The following is a 12274-nucleotide window of genomic DNA, read 5'->3' on the forward strand; positions in this document are numbered from 1 at the left end:
TTAAAAAAGGAGAATTAAAATGAAAAAAACGGCAGTTTTAGTTATTTTTGTTTTTGGGCTTGTCATAGGCCTGTTGGCAGCGGCCCTTATGTTGAATTTATCAGCTGAAGGTATAATGTTAAAAGAAATAATCAGCCCGTATGATTTTGAAAAGACGGTTAAAGTATTGTCTGACAGGATAAATAACGCGGAAAACTGGCATGTAACAGGGGTTATTGACCAGTCGGCTGAAGTGGAGGGGCACGGCGGTAAAAATATAGGAAAACTTAAAATAATCCAGTATTGCAGCGGCAAATACGCTTATGAAATGCTGTCGGCTGATGAAAGAAAAAAAATGTCGGTTATGATGCCTAAAAGTTTCGCGGTATATGAAAAAAGCGGCGGCCGTGTGTATATAGCTCTTATGAACGGGGCTTTCATGGGCAAGATGTTTAAGGGTCCGGCATTTCAAATCATAGAAGATGTTTCGCTTGAAGTTGAAAGGATTATGAGCTTTACGAATTTTAAATATAGTTTGTTTTAAAAGGCGGCTTAAAATGGAAAAACCTGTTTTAGTCTCGAAATTGCAATACTTTCCGGTGACTGTTTTTTCCATAATTATGGGAATTTCAGGGCTTGCTATAGCGTTTTACAGGGCTTATCATCTGGGGTGGTTTCCTTTCTGGCCGTATTTTCTTGTTGTGCTTTTTGACGGCATTCTTTTTATACTGTTTTTATTTGTTTATGGTTTAAAAATGATTAAGTATCCTGAAGAAGTAAAAGCGGAATATGGGCATAAAATAAAAATAAATTTCTTTTCAGCCGTTTCAATTTCGTTTTTGCTGGTGTCTGTGGCTTTTTATGGTTATCTTCCGATGGTGTCCATGGTTTTATGGTATGCGGGGGTTGCGATGCATGTGCTGCTTACTTTTCACACCGTGGCTTTCTGGATAAGGGGTACTTTTGAAGTGCATAACGTCAATCCTTCCTGGTTTATTCCTATTGTGGGAAATCTTATCATACCTGTTGTGGGTGTTGATCTGGCGCCTGTCTGGGTAAATGTGTATTTTTTTATTACCGGAATATTTTTCTGGGTAATACTGTTTTCAATTGTTTTATACAGGCTGGTTTTTCACCATCAGCTTGCCGCTAAGTTTGTACCCACTATGTTTATTCTTATAGCCCCGCCGGCTGTTATTTTTATCTCTTATTTCAGAATGTTCATGAATGTTGACTTTTTTTCCCTTTCCATGCTTATGCTGTCATTTTTCTTTCTTGGGCTCCTTTTATTCCTTGTAAAAGATTTCTTTAAAATAGATTTTTTCCTGTCGTGGTGGGCGTATACGTTTCCTATAAGCGCGTTTGCTATCGCGCTTATGATAGCTTTTCAATCGACAAATATGGGTATTTTTAAATACAGCGCGGTTTTGGTGCTTCTGGGTACAATTTTGTTAATCGGTGTTGTTTTGTTTTATACGGCAAAGAACGTAATTAAAGGCAAAATTTGCGTTGTTGAAGACTAAAAAAAAGAGGTGTGAAAATGTCATTGAACACAAGGTTAAAGCACGTGGAAACAGGCAGTGAGTTTAAAAAAATAATTGAAGAAAATGAAAATGTAATGGTGTGCTGCGGCAGAATGGGCCCTATGTGCGTGCCTGTTTATTTTGTGATGGAAAAACTTGAAAGGGATATAAAAAATGTTGTGTTCAGGGACTTTGATTTTGACAGTCCGGACGCCCGTATTATAAAAGAAATGCCGGAGTGCAGAAATTTTATGGGCCTTCCGTTTACGGTATATTATAAGAACGGAAAATTAGCAAAAGCTACATCTGGAATACAAAACGAGAAACAGGTAAAAGATATTCTTGAAAAACACCTTTTAAAAACTGTTTAAAAATAAATTAATTTGACATTTATACAGTATATTGTATAATTCTAAATGAAAATGATTTTCATTTAGAATTTGTTTAAAAGGCGGTTTATATGGGCGCGGTAAGAGTGGTAGCGGCAAGCACCGGAAACAGTAAAGAATCGGAAATATCCGGCAGTTTTAGCGGGTGCCCTTTTTTTGCAGTAGCGGATATTTCTGAAGGAAAGGTAAAAAGTATGGTTTTTGTGGATATAGGCTCTGTAAAAGACAAAAGGGCTGAAAGCGCGATAGGGCTGGGGGCGGATATTTTAATAACCGGCGGTATTGCGGCAAAAGACAGAAACAGGTTTAAGGAAAAAAATATTAAAATGGCGGGTTTTAAAGGTACGGTACAGGAAGCTTTGAATTTATATATTAAAGATTCAGAAAAGTTACTTGGTGAAAAAATTTATGGTGAAATGCATAACCGCGGCAGGTGTTATTCCTGCCGGATAAAAAATACTTTAAATGAGGAGGATAAATGAAAAAACATTTTGAACTTGTAATAGTAGGGGGCGGCCCCGCGGGCATTACGCTTGCGAAGAAACTGGGCAGAATTTATCATACGGCGGTTATAAGGCCGGAGCCGTACAGTATGATTTACTGCGCTATGCCTTACGCGGTTGAAGGGATTATTGAGAAGGAAAAGACTTTTAAGAATGACAGCCTTATTACGGAATCCGGGGCGGAATTGATAAGGGATAAAGCCGAGTCAATAAATGACAAAGAAAATTTTGTCACTCTTAAATCGGGAGAAAAAATTTCATATGAAAAACTTGTTATTGTAACGGGCGCGGAACCTTTTTTACCTCCTGTTCCGGGCAGTAAGCTTAAAGGTGTCTATGTATTTAAAACGCAAAATGACCTTGAAAAGCTGGAAAGCATGAAAAGTACTCTTAAAAAAATCGCCGTTATCGGGGCAGGGGCTATCGGGATAGAAGCCGCGCAGGCGTTTAACGCTATAGGGGTGGAAACCACCCTGATTGATATGGGAAAAAGCGTTCTGCCAAATATGATTGATGAAGATATGTCAATGGAAGCTGTTTCTGAACTTACCGCCAAAGGTATTAAACTGCATCTTGACAGAAAAGTTGTTGAAATTAAGGGAAAAGAGCACTGTGAATCCGTAATTTTGGATAATGGTTTTGAAATTAACCTTAAAAATGATATTAACTGCAATATTGACGATGAACCCGGGAAAAGCGGTGCTGTGCTTTTTGTCGCCGGAGTAAAACCGTCTGTTGAACTGGCTGACGGCACGCGGATAAAAAGCGGGCGTGACGGTATTATTGTAAATGAATATATGGAGACAAGCGTAAAAAATATTTATGCCTGCGGTGACTGTGCTTCTTATGTCAGCGGTATTACGGGAAAACCATCCGGCGGAAAACTTGCGACAAATGCAGTCCCTATGGCTAAAGTGCTTGCGGATAATTTAAAGGGCGTAAAAAGGCCTTATACCGGCTTCTTTAACGGCGCGGCGACAAAAGTAGGAAATCACTATGTAGGCAGCACAGGGCTTAGTGAAAAAGACGCTAAACGAGAGGGTTATGATGTTGTAACCGCGGTTTCAGAAATAACGACCAAGTTTCCAATAATGCCGGGCGCTGTAAAGCTAAAGACAAAACTTGTGGCGGATAAAAAAAGCGGAAGGCTTATAGGCGGTCAGATTGTAAGTAAAGAACCGGTAGCCGCAAGGATAGATGTCCTTACAATGGCGCTTCAGAACAAGATGACGGTGAAGGATCTTGTTGAACACAGTTACTGCGCGCAGCCTTATCAGTCTTTTTATCCGGCGGAAAACGGCATGGTAATGGCATCAGAAAAACTTTTTGAAAACATGGAAAAAGAAAACAATTAAAATAAGGAGGAAGATTATGAAACTGGCTGTTGATTTAAAAATTTGTACCGGATGCGCGAAGTGTGTTTCTTATTGCCCGTTTGAAGCGATTTCAATTGAAGATGAAAAGGCAGTGATAGATTATCAGAAATGCGGAGTATGCGGGGCGTGTATTGAAGGCTGCAGGCGCAACGCCCTGTCAATTAAAGAAGGCTGATATGGAAAAAATTAAAATTGTTTTTGGCACGGATAACAATAAAAATTTATGGAAAGGCCATTTTGGCGATTCTGAAATTTTTAATCAATGGTATGTGTATGCCGGAGGTAAAACCGAATTTGTAAAAAGTTTTATAAATACAAGAAAAGATATGGACGAAAAACACGCGAGCGAGGAAAAACTGAATGCTGTTAAAGCGATGCTTAATGAATGTGACTGCGCTGTTGCCGTTTCTATGAGCCCGAATTTTAAAAAAATGGCGGAAAATACGGCGCTTCAGCCGTTAATCGTTACTGATTGCGCCGATGTGCCGGAAATGTTTACTGTAATTGTTAAAAACTTTGATAAAATATCTGAAGAAATAACAAAAAGGAAAAAAGGCGGACGTGAAAAAAACATTCCAAAGTATGAAAAATAAAACTTTATTTATTAAAAATAATAAATAAAAAAAATTGTCTGAATATGGAATTCTGGCAGAATCTTCCTTTAAAAATTAATCCCGTCCTGTTTCAGGCGGGTTCTTTTCAGATAAGGTACTATGGCCTTATGTATGCCGCGGCTTTTCTAACGGTGTATTTTATTCTGGCATACAGGATAAAAAGAGAAACCGCGCCTGTTTTTAATACCGTGCTGCTTGAAAATTTTTTGTTATTTGAAATAGCGGGAGTAATGGCGGGCGGAAGGCTTGGGTATGTGTTATTTTATGACCTTCAGTACTATATATCAAATCCGTTTCTGATTATATCCCCGTTTGCCATGGAAAATAATAAACTGATTTTTACTGGCATTGCGGGCATGTCATATCACGGAGGCCTTATAGGCGCGCTTGCCGCTGCAGCTGTTTTTTGCCGGATGAAAAAAATAAATTTTTGGGTTCTGTCCGATTTTGTCATACCTGCCGTGCCTGCCGCGTATACTTTTGGAAGAATCGGAAATTTTCTTAATAATGAATTGTATGGCAGGGCTGTATCATCTTTTCCCGGAATGTATTTTAACACGACGGAAGGGTTAAGTTTAAGGCATCCTTCGCAGTTATATGAAGCGGTTTTTGAAGGGATAGTATTATTCTTTATATTGTGGTCAGTTAGAAATAACAAAACAATGGAAAAATTATTATTGGGTTTATATATTTTTGGATACGGGCTGTTTCGTTTTTTTATCGAGTTTTTCAGGCAGCCTGACGCGCATTTGGGTTTAATAGGGGGTTTGTTTTCCATGGGGCAGATACTTTGCCTGATAATGATAACGGCAGGTTTTGGGATTATGGTTTATCAGGTTAAATACCGTTCATAATTAATTCTTGATTTTTCTCTGTGTTTTTTACATTATATTTTATTCTTACAGCTGTGTTTGATTGACACAAAGGGCAAAATTGTGTAAAATTCATTGAAAATCATTTTCAAAAGGACATATATGAAAAACGGCAATTGTAACGGGCAGGGCAGGCTTCACGGCAGATTTAAAGGCTGCGGTTTTAAAATGACGCTTGCAAGGCAGGCGGTATTGGATGTACTTTCGGATTCAAAAGAACATTTAAGCGCTGAAGAAATATTTATTCTTGCAAAAAAGAAGAATCCGGATATCGGGTTAACCACCATATACAGGACCACTGAAATACTTTCCCAGCAGGGGTTTTTATACAGGTTTGATTTCGGCGACAAAAGGGCAAGGTTTGAGCTTGCTGATTCTTCCAAAGGCCATCACCACCACCTTGTATGCACATCATGCAACCGTGTTATAGATTACGATGATTTTATAGATGAAGAGGTAAAGCTGCTTAAAGAAACAGAGGCAAAACTTTCGAAAAAGTACAATTTTAAAATAGAAAATCATGTAATTCAATTTTATGGAAAATGCGAAAAATGTTCTAAAATTTAATTTTTTGACTTTAATTGATAATCATTTTCAATTAACCGATGAATTGATTTTTAAATGTTCCAATGTAAAACACAGGTTATTAAAAAATATTTAAGGAGAAAAACATGGAAAAAACAGATGTACTGGTAATTGGAGGGGGGCCGGCCGCTATTATTGCCGCCATTACGGCAAAAGTGAATAATCCTGATAAAACAGTGACACTTGCAAGAAAATTCGAGAAGGTTATGGTGCCGTGCGGTATTCCTTATATTTTTGGAACGCTTAATGATGTTCAGAAGAATGTTATGGGCGACGCTCCCATGCAGGCTGTTGACGTAAAAATAGTAATAAACGAAGCTGTTAAAATAGACCTTAAAGGAAAAAAAGTGTCTTTTGCTGACGGGCTGGAAATTGAATATGAAAAACTTGTTATTGCAACGGGTTCCGCCACATTAAAACCTAATTGGCTTGAAGGCAGGGAAAAAAAGGGTGTTTATTATGTTGAAAAAAATATAGAGTATCTTACAAAACTTTTTGAAGAACTTAAAAAGGTAAACAGCGTTGTTGTTGTAGGCGGAGGGTTTATCGGGGTTGAAATGGCGGAAGAACTTGTAAAATCCGGAAAACGGGTGACAGTGGTTGAAAAAATGCCGCATGTTTTAATGGCTGCTTTTGACGCGGATATTTCAGAACAGGCTGAAAAGGTTTTGATAGAAAGGGGCGTTATTATAAGGTCGGGTGTAGGAATTAAGAAAATAACCGGCGGCGATAAAGCTGAAGGCGTTGAACTGGAAGACGGCAGCAAAATACAGGCAGATGCTGTTATTCTGGCTATGGGATACACTCCTGAAGTTCAGCTTGCGAAAGACGCGGGAATAGACACCAACCAGTTTGGTTTTATAAGAGCGGATGAATATATGAGAACAATATGCTGTGATAATGTTTTTGCCTGCGGCGACTGTGCTGAAAAAAGGGATTTTATAACAAGAAAAGTAAGCAGGACAATGCTTGCTTCCACCGCGACTACAGAAGCAAGGACTGCCGGAATGAACCTGTTTAAACTTTCTGTGGAAAAATCTTTTGGCGGGACGATTTCAATTTTTGATACAAAGTTTGGCATATTTGGTTTTGGCGTGGCGGGTGTCACAGAAAATAACGCCAAGGCGGAAAGAATGGATTATGTTACAGGAGAGTTTGCCGGTTTTGACAGGCATCCCGGAACACTTCCGGATACCGGGAAACAGTATGTAAAACTTATTGCTTTAAAAGATACCGGAACCGTAATAGGCGGACAGGTCTGCGGCGCTGCAAGCGCGGGCGAGATAACAAATCTGATAGGCCTTGCCATTCAGAATAAAATGAATGTATATTCCTTAATAACTTCACAGATAGGCACGCATCCGCTTTTAACTTCGGCCCCTACAAATTATCCGCTTATTAAAGCAGCTGAAGCAGCCATGAAAAAAATGAAAATCGGTTCAAAATAAGGTAAATTTTAAAAAGTAAAAAATCTTGACTTTTTTTGCATATAGGATATAATTCTAAATGAAAATGATTTTCATTTAGAAAGGAGGTGAAATATATGCCAAGAGGAGATGGAACAGGCCCTACAGGCGCGGGTTCAATGACCGGCAGGGCAATGGGTTTATGCGCCGGAAATTCGGTGCCCGGGTATGTTAACGGCGGTTTTGGAAGAGGAATGGGATCCGGGCGCGGATTTGGTTTTGGAAGAGGTTCAGGACGCGGTTTTGGGCGTGGTTTTGGAAGGGGTTTTGGTTTTTTTGGAAACAGCGCGTATGCGCCGGTTTCGGTTAACGAAAAAGAAATGTTAAAAAATGAAACATCGGTTCTTGAGAATCAGTTAAAAGCTCTTAAACAGAGACTGGATGAACTTGAAAAAACTGATAACAAGTAAAGCATCCGGTATGGCCAGGCGCCTGGCTGTGCCGGTAAACGTGATTTGAAAATATTATATGGAGGTAATAAATTGAAATACGCAATTTCTACGGATAACGGAAGTGTATCACAGCATTTTGGAAGATGCCCGCAGTTTACAATTTTGGATATAAATGAAGGAAAGGTGACAGGAAAAAAAATGGTTTCAAATCCCGGACATGAACCCGGTTTTCTGCCAAAATTTTTAGGCGGGCAGGGTGTAAATGTAATGGTTGCCGGCGGCATGGGGCCAAGTGCTGTAAGTTTGTTTCAGCCGCAGAATATTGAAGTTATTTTGGGAGTGTCGGGAAGTATTGATGAGGTAATAGAAGAAATAACAAAAGGAAGCCTTAAAGGCGGCGACAGCACCTGCAATCCGGGCGGCGGAAAAGGTTATGGATTGGATAAAACCGTATGTGACCACGGAAACGAAAAATAAAAGAGGAGATTATAAGTATGAAAATCTGTATCAGTTCAAAGGGAAATAAAATATCGGATGAAATGGATCCAAGGTTCGGCAGATGCGCCAATCTTATAGTTTATGATACTGATTCAGGTGAATTTGAATCCGCGGAGAATTCAAGTGTGCAGCTTTCAGGCGGGGCGGGTATTCAGACCGCGCAGTTTATAGTTTCAAAAGGGGTAAAAGCAGTGATTTCCGGAAGTTTCGGGCCGAATGCTTTTAATACTTTAAAAGCCGCGGGAATTGAAATGTATACTGCTGCCGGCGGTACGGTTGAAGATGTTATAAAAAATTTTAAAGAAGGAAAGCTGAAAAAGTCTGAAGATGCGGGAGCGTCATTTAAGCATTAAATAAAAAGGGGGAGTGTTATGCCGGAATTTGGATCGCCTTTTTCAGGGCTTGCGAAAGATAAAAAGTTAACAGATGCCGAACTTGTACGCGCTATAAGGTTTATGGTGGCGGCAGAATATGAAGCTATTCAGCTTTATATGCAGCTTGCGGAATCAACAGATAACAAACTTGCACAAGAGGTTTTGAAGGATATAGCCGATGAAGAACGGGTTCACGCGGGCGAGTTTTTAAGATTGTTAAAAGAACTGGCGCCGGATGAAGACGGTTTTTATAATGAAGGCGCAAAAGAAGTTGAAGAAGAAATAGAAAAATTTAAAAAATAAAAGGAGCGTGGTTTATATGCCAAGAGGCGACGGAACAGGGCCGCAGGGAAGCGGATGCGGAACAGGACGCAAAATGGGAAAACAGGCCGGCAATAAAGCGGGCGGGATGGGAATTGGAACACCAAGAGGAGCCGGAAGCGGCACAGGCGCGGGCAGAGGCGCGGGAGGCGGTATGGGTTCAGGAAAGGGAAGCGGAAGGGGAGCCGGAAAGGGTGCCGGTAGAAATAGAAGCGGATTATAAATATGACCATGGCGGCAAAAGGCGAATTTTCTGAAGAAGAGCTTGAAAAAAATAAAAAAGTTTATTTGTCAAGGCTTGAGCTTTACAAAAGTTACGGTTATGACAATGAAAAAGAGAGGCTTTTTATAATAAATGCCGCTGAACCTTTTGGCGGCAGTGTGCTTGAAGCCGGAACCGGAAAAGGACATCTTGCCCTTGCAATCGCGAAAAAAGGGCATAAGCTTATTACTTATGACGTTGATGATACAAATCAGCGTTACGCAAGGATGAATATTGATTCGGCCGGTTTAAGTGAAAAAGTTAAATTTTTAATTGAAAGCAAAGAAAAATTAAGTTTTAAGGACAACAGTTTTGACACTGTTTTCTGCGTTAACACGCTTCATCATCTGCGGGATTCCGCAATAGTGCTGGATGAATTAATAAGGGTGTTATCGGATAACGGAAAATTTATCCTCAGTGATTTTACAAAAAAAGCCTTTGATGTTATGGATGTTATACACAGAAATGACGGAAATGAACATGAAGTTGTAGGGTGGAGTATGGATAAAGCGGCGGAATTTTTGAAAAGTAAGGGCTGTATCATCACGGAAACGGCTGATGAGTATCAAACGGTATATATAATAAGGAAAGGTGTAAAATGATAATAGCGGTGGCAAGCGGAAAGGGCGGCACCGGGAAAACCACGGTTGCCGTAAATTTCGCCCTTTCAATAGATAACGCGCAGCTTCTTGATTGTGATGTTGAAGAGCCAAATTCGCATTTGTTTTTAAAACCGGAAATAACTGACAGAAAAAAATCTGTTGTTTTGGTTCCCAGGGTAAATCACGATATATGTACTTACTGCCAAAGGTGCAGGGAAGTATGCGCTTATGGCGCTATAGCTGTTATCCCCCCTTCTGCCGGTAAAGGAAAAGGGCAGGTTTTAATTTTTGACAACCTTTGCCACAGCTGCGGCGCCTGCGTTATGCTTTGCCCTGAAAAAGCCATGTTTGAAGAAGAACGGGAAACCGGAATTATAGAAACAGGGAAAGCGGGAAAGGTTGATTTTACACACGGCAGGCTTAACTTAAAAGAAGCCATGTCTCCGCCCCTTATTAAACAGGTAAAAAAAGGCATTAATAAGGAAAAAATTTCCATTATTGATTCTCCTCCGGGGACATCGTGCCCTGTTATTGCGTCGGTTAAGGGCGCTGATTTTGTGCTGCTTGTAACCGAACCCACGCCTTTTGGATTAAATGACCTTAAACTTGCGGTTGAAACCGTTAAAACATTAAATTTACCGGTTGGAATAGTGATTAACAGGTCGTGTGAAAATGACCATCTTATTGAAGATTACAGTAAAAGGGAAAAGATACCCGTTATGATGAAAATACCTTTTGACAGGAATATAGCGGTGGCTTATTCAAAAGGGATTAATATCGTTGAGGTTATGCCTGAATACATGGAAAAGTTTAAAGGGCTTTTAAATTTAATCACCTCCCGTATTGCGGGAAAGGGGGGTGTTCAATGAAACAGATTGTTGTTATAAGCGGCAAGGGCGGAACAGGAAAAACTATTTTTTCTTCTTCTTTTGCCGTGCTTGCCAAAAACAGCGTGGCCGCGGACTGTGATGTGGATGCGGCGAATATGCACCTGCTTTTGCATCCGCAGATTGAAGAAAGGCATGAATTTATGGCGGGTCAAAAAGCGGTGCTGGATAAAGAGCAATGCATAAAATGCGGAAAATGCGTCGAAGCGTGCAGGTTTGAAGCTATAAGTGATGGCTATATAATTGACGCCGCGGCGTGCGAAGGGTGCGGGTTGTGCCAAAGAATATGCCCGGTGAAAGCCATTAAGATGAAACCAAGCACGGCCGGAGAGTGGTTTGTTTCAAAGACTAAATACGGCCCTTTTATTCACGCCAGACTTGGAATTGCCGAAGATAATTCAGGAAAGCTTGTAAGCAAAGTAAGGGAAGCGGCAAAGAAAAAAGCTGAAGATATAAATGCTTCTTATATTATAGTGGACGGACCTCCCGGAACAGGATGCCCTGTAATGGCGGCAATTACCGGTGTTGACCTTGCTGTTGTAGTAACCGAACCTACAGTATCGGGCGTGCATGATTTAAAAAGAGTCGCGGAAGTGCTTGGCCACTTTAAGATAAAAGCGGGAATTGTGGTTAATAAAAGCGATATAAATACTGAAAAAACCTCTGAAATAAAAGAATTTGCTTTAAAATCCGGCATGATTTTTTTTGGGGAGCTGTCTTTTTCCAAAGAGGTAAGCGATGCCGTCATAAACTGCAAACCGCCTGTTGAATACTGCGGTGAAAATATAACAGGTAAAATTAAGGAAATATGGAAATCTGTAGAAACGGCTTCAAACTGATCCGCTGAAAGGAGATATAAAATGGATTATAAATATATTTACGGCCCTGTGCCTTCGTGGAGGCTGGGAAGTTCGCTTGGAATAGACCCTCTTTCACAGAAGGAAAAAATATGTACTTTTGACTGCGCGTACTGCCAGATAGGGAAAACAAAATTTTTTACGGAAAAAAGGGATGTTTTTGTTGAAACAAAAGATATAATTGAAGAAATAAAAAAACTTCCCAAAGTGCATATTGATTATATTACATTTTCCGGAAGGGGTGAACCCACCCTGGCATCCAATCTAGGTGAAATGATAAGGGCTGTAAAGGAAATAAGAAAAGAAAAAACAGCTGTTATTACAAATTCATCGCTTCTTAATCTGTATGAGGTTCAGTCTGATATTGCGGCCGCTGATTTTGTTGTGGCAAAACTTGACGCGGTTTCGGATGATGTTTATAAAAAGTTAAATAACGCGGTTAAAGGACCTGATATTAAAACCATTATTCAATCGCTGAAGGCGTTTAGAAAAAAATATAAGGGGCGGCTTGCGCTGCAGATTATGTTTATTAAGGATAATAAAGACAGCGCTTTGGAAATCGCGAAAATTGCCAAAAAAATAGGCGCTGATGAAATTCAGATTAATACCCCTTTAAGGCCCTGCGCTGTAAAACCTTTAAGCAGGGAAGAAATTGAAGATATATGCAGGGTGTTTAAAGGTATGAATACCATAAATGTTTATGATTCCCATAAAACGGATGTAAAGCCGGTAAGCGGTTCTGACACAATGATTAGAAGAGGGAAGGTATTGTGA

The 12274-nt window shown here is 39.9% G+C and carries 19 protein-coding genes; all 19 read left to right on the plus strand.

The genetic code is table 11. From position 1 onward, the window contains the following. Positions 1-19: 19 nt before the first annotated feature. Positions 20-523, plus strand: a complete 504-nt coding sequence (locus JXR81_10855; protein MBN2755342.1) for a DUF302 domain-containing protein — start codon at positions 20-22, stop codon at positions 521-523. 13 nt (positions 524-536) lie between these two features. Beyond that, positions 537-1502 carry an SLAC1 anion channel family protein gene (locus JXR81_10860; GenBank protein ID MBN2755343.1) on the plus strand — a complete coding sequence of 322 codons (966 nt, stop codon included), beginning with the start codon at positions 537-539 and terminating at the stop codon, positions 1500-1502. A 17-nt stretch (positions 1503-1519) separates the two neighbouring features. Then, positions 1520-1873 carry a thioredoxin family protein gene (locus JXR81_10865; protein ID MBN2755344.1) on the plus strand — a complete coding sequence of 118 codons (354 nt, stop codon included), beginning with the start codon at positions 1520-1522 and terminating at the stop codon, positions 1871-1873. An 89-nt stretch (positions 1874-1962) separates the two neighbouring features. Beyond that, complete coding sequence (locus JXR81_10870) at positions 1963-2373, plus strand: NifB/NifX family molybdenum-iron cluster-binding protein (protein MBN2755345.1); 411 nt, start codon at positions 1963-1965, stop codon at positions 2371-2373. Beyond that, positions 2370-3749: an FAD-dependent oxidoreductase gene (locus JXR81_10875; GenBank protein MBN2755346.1), complete on the plus strand. Its 1380-nt coding sequence runs from the start codon at positions 2370-2372 to the stop codon at positions 3747-3749. Before JXR81_10870 ends, JXR81_10875 begins: the two co-directional genes overlap by 4 nt. A 16-nt stretch (positions 3750-3765) precedes the next feature. Then, positions 3766-3945, plus strand: coding sequence for a 4Fe-4S binding protein (locus JXR81_10880; protein MBN2755347.1), 180 nt, complete (start codon positions 3766-3768; stop codon positions 3943-3945). A gap of 1 nt (position 3946) precedes the next feature. Further along, positions 3947-4363 (plus strand): hypothetical protein, encoded by a 417-nt coding sequence (locus JXR81_10885; GenBank protein ID MBN2755348.1) that lies wholly within the window; start codon positions 3947-3949, stop codon positions 4361-4363. A 44-nt stretch (positions 4364-4407) separates the two neighbouring features. Continuing rightward, positions 4408-5238, plus strand: a complete 831-nt coding sequence (locus JXR81_10890; GenBank protein ID MBN2755349.1) for a prolipoprotein diacylglyceryl transferase — start codon at positions 4408-4410, stop codon at positions 5236-5238. Positions 5239-5358: 120 nt separating this feature from the next. Next, positions 5359-5823 (plus strand): transcriptional repressor, encoded by a 465-nt coding sequence (locus tag JXR81_10895; GenBank protein ID MBN2755350.1) that lies wholly within the window; start codon positions 5359-5361, stop codon positions 5821-5823. Positions 5824-5927: 104 nt separating this feature from the next. After that, positions 5928-7289, plus strand: a complete 1362-nt coding sequence (locus JXR81_10900) for an FAD-dependent oxidoreductase (protein MBN2755351.1) — start codon at positions 5928-5930, stop codon at positions 7287-7289. Between the two features lie 95 nt (positions 7290-7384). After that, positions 7385-7717, plus strand: coding sequence for a DUF5320 domain-containing protein (locus JXR81_10905; protein ID MBN2755352.1), 333 nt, complete (start codon positions 7385-7387; stop codon positions 7715-7717). Positions 7718-7789: 72 nt separating this feature from the next. Continuing rightward, the gene (locus JXR81_10910; protein ID MBN2755353.1) at positions 7790-8176 is read left to right on the plus strand and encodes a NifB/NifX family molybdenum-iron cluster-binding protein; all 387 of its coding nucleotides are present in this window, start codon (positions 7790-7792) and stop codon (positions 8174-8176) included. Between the two features lie 17 nt (positions 8177-8193). Beyond that, the gene (locus tag JXR81_10915) at positions 8194-8550 is read left to right on the plus strand and encodes a NifB/NifX family molybdenum-iron cluster-binding protein (GenBank protein ID MBN2755354.1); all 357 of its coding nucleotides are present in this window, start codon (positions 8194-8196) and stop codon (positions 8548-8550) included. Between the two features lie 18 nt (positions 8551-8568). Continuing rightward, a complete protein-coding gene (locus JXR81_10920) occupies positions 8569-8874 on the plus strand; it encodes a rubrerythrin (protein MBN2755355.1) in 306 nt (101 codons plus the stop codon). Between the two features lie 16 nt (positions 8875-8890). Beyond that, on the plus strand, positions 8891-9115 hold the full coding sequence (locus tag JXR81_10925; GenBank protein MBN2755356.1) for a DUF5320 domain-containing protein: 225 nt from the start codon (positions 8891-8893) through the stop codon (positions 9113-9115). A 2-nt stretch (positions 9116-9117) separates the two neighbouring features. Then, entirely contained in the window at positions 9118-9756 is a 639-nt protein-coding gene (locus JXR81_10930; protein ID MBN2755357.1) for a class I SAM-dependent methyltransferase, read from the plus strand. Continuing rightward, the gene (locus tag JXR81_10935; protein ID MBN2755358.1) at positions 9753-10625 is read left to right on the plus strand and encodes an ATP-binding protein; all 873 of its coding nucleotides are present in this window, start codon (positions 9753-9755) and stop codon (positions 10623-10625) included. The genes JXR81_10930 and JXR81_10935 overlap by 4 nt, the downstream gene beginning before the upstream one ends. Then, entirely contained in the window at positions 10622-11482 is an 861-nt protein-coding gene (locus JXR81_10940) for an ATP-binding protein (protein ID MBN2755359.1), read from the plus strand. Before JXR81_10935 ends, JXR81_10940 begins: the two co-directional genes overlap by 4 nt. 21 nt (positions 11483-11503) lie before the next feature. Further along, positions 11504-12274 (plus strand): radical SAM protein, encoded by a 771-nt coding sequence (locus JXR81_10945; GenBank protein MBN2755360.1) that lies wholly within the window; start codon positions 11504-11506, stop codon positions 12272-12274.

The sequence above is a fragment of the Candidatus Goldiibacteriota bacterium genome, from assembly GCA_016937715.1.
In the GTDB taxonomy this organism is placed as follows: domain Bacteria; phylum Oederibacteriota; class PGYV01; order PGYV01; family PGYV01; genus PGYV01.

What these genes read in the sequence shown, in the direction of transcription:
- JXR81_10855 (MBN2755342.1), top strand. Translation starts at nt 20, where the DNA reads ATGAAAAAAACGGCAGTTTTAGTTATTTTTGTTTTTGGGCTTGTCATA.
- JXR81_10860 (MBN2755343.1), top strand. Translation starts at nt 537, where the DNA reads ATGGAAAAACCTGTTTTAGTCTCGAAATTGCAATACTTTCCGGTGACT.
- JXR81_10865 (MBN2755344.1), top strand. Translation starts at nt 1,520, where the DNA reads ATGTCATTGAACACAAGGTTAAAGCACGTGGAAACAGGCAGTGAGTTT.
- JXR81_10870 (MBN2755345.1), top strand. Translation starts at nt 1,963, where the DNA reads ATGGGCGCGGTAAGAGTGGTAGCGGCAAGCACCGGAAACAGTAAAGAA.
- JXR81_10875 (MBN2755346.1), top strand. Translation starts at nt 2,370, where the DNA reads ATGAAAAAACATTTTGAACTTGTAATAGTAGGGGGCGGCCCCGCGGGC.
- JXR81_10880 (MBN2755347.1), top strand. Translation starts at nt 3,766, where the DNA reads ATGAAACTGGCTGTTGATTTAAAAATTTGTACCGGATGCGCGAAGTGT.
- JXR81_10885 (MBN2755348.1), top strand. Translation starts at nt 3,947, where the DNA reads ATGGAAAAAATTAAAATTGTTTTTGGCACGGATAACAATAAAAATTTA.
- JXR81_10890 (MBN2755349.1), top strand. Translation starts at nt 4,408, where the DNA reads ATGGAATTCTGGCAGAATCTTCCTTTAAAAATTAATCCCGTCCTGTTT.
- JXR81_10895 (MBN2755350.1), top strand. Translation starts at nt 5,359, where the DNA reads ATGAAAAACGGCAATTGTAACGGGCAGGGCAGGCTTCACGGCAGATTT.
- JXR81_10900 (MBN2755351.1), top strand. Translation starts at nt 5,928, where the DNA reads ATGGAAAAAACAGATGTACTGGTAATTGGAGGGGGGCCGGCCGCTATT.
- JXR81_10905 (MBN2755352.1), top strand. Translation starts at nt 7,385, where the DNA reads ATGCCAAGAGGAGATGGAACAGGCCCTACAGGCGCGGGTTCAATGACC.
- JXR81_10915 (MBN2755354.1), top strand. Translation starts at nt 8,194, where the DNA reads ATGAAAATCTGTATCAGTTCAAAGGGAAATAAAATATCGGATGAAATG.
- JXR81_10920 (MBN2755355.1), top strand. Translation starts at nt 8,569, where the DNA reads ATGCCGGAATTTGGATCGCCTTTTTCAGGGCTTGCGAAAGATAAAAAG.
- JXR81_10925 (MBN2755356.1), top strand. Translation starts at nt 8,891, where the DNA reads ATGCCAAGAGGCGACGGAACAGGGCCGCAGGGAAGCGGATGCGGAACA.
- JXR81_10930 (MBN2755357.1), top strand. Translation starts at nt 9,118, where the DNA reads ATGACCATGGCGGCAAAAGGCGAATTTTCTGAAGAAGAGCTTGAAAAA.
- JXR81_10935 (MBN2755358.1), top strand. Translation starts at nt 9,753, where the DNA reads ATGATAATAGCGGTGGCAAGCGGAAAGGGCGGCACCGGGAAAACCACG.
- JXR81_10940 (MBN2755359.1), top strand. Translation starts at nt 10,622, where the DNA reads ATGAAACAGATTGTTGTTATAAGCGGCAAGGGCGGAACAGGAAAAACT.
- JXR81_10945 (MBN2755360.1), top strand. Translation starts at nt 11,504, where the DNA reads ATGGATTATAAATATATTTACGGCCCTGTGCCTTCGTGGAGGCTGGGA.